General features: G+C 30.5%; 1 protein-coding gene. It reads right to left on the reverse strand.

All coding sequences use genetic code 11. The features are described from left to right. Positions 1-551, reverse strand: a 551-nt coding sequence (locus tag IE142_RS40300; RefSeq protein WP_191889511.1) for a DEAD/DEAH box helicase, incomplete at both ends; no start/stop codon positions are given.

Raw genomic sequence — 551 nt, forward strand, 5'->3', positions numbered from 1 at the left:
AAATCTAAATTTCTTATTCTTTTCATTTGTTGTTTACGTTCTCTTGGTGTTAAACCACCATGAATCATACCTATTTTAATTCCTTCTTTATTTAAAGTGTCTGCCAATTCATCGGCATTTTCACGACTGTTACAGAAAATAATACATAGATAAGGATTCAATATATCTATCAATTCCAATGTTTTATCTACCTTAGCAGAACCTTTTGTAGGAATTAGATAAAATTCGATATTTTCTTTATTATGAGCTTTGCCATCAACTTCTACAAATTCTGGTTGACTTAAATATTTATTTAAAAATGGTTGTAATGATTTAGGTATTGTTGCACTAAATACCGCTAGATGAGCATTTTCATCATCTAATCTCGCTGCAATATGGTCAACATCTTCAATGAGACCGAGGTCAATCATTAAATCAGCTTCATCTATAATTAAATATGACGCTAAATGTGCATGAAGATAACCTGAATGTGCTAAATCATTAATTCTTGTTGGTGTACCAATAATGAGTTGTGGTTGATGGCTACATCGTTGTTTATCTTTTTCTAAATC

Origin of the sequence: Streptomyces mutabilis, assembly GCF_014649815.1 — a bacterium.
GTDB lineage: Bacteria > Actinomycetota > Actinomycetes > Streptomycetales > Streptomycetaceae > Streptomyces > Streptomyces mutabilis.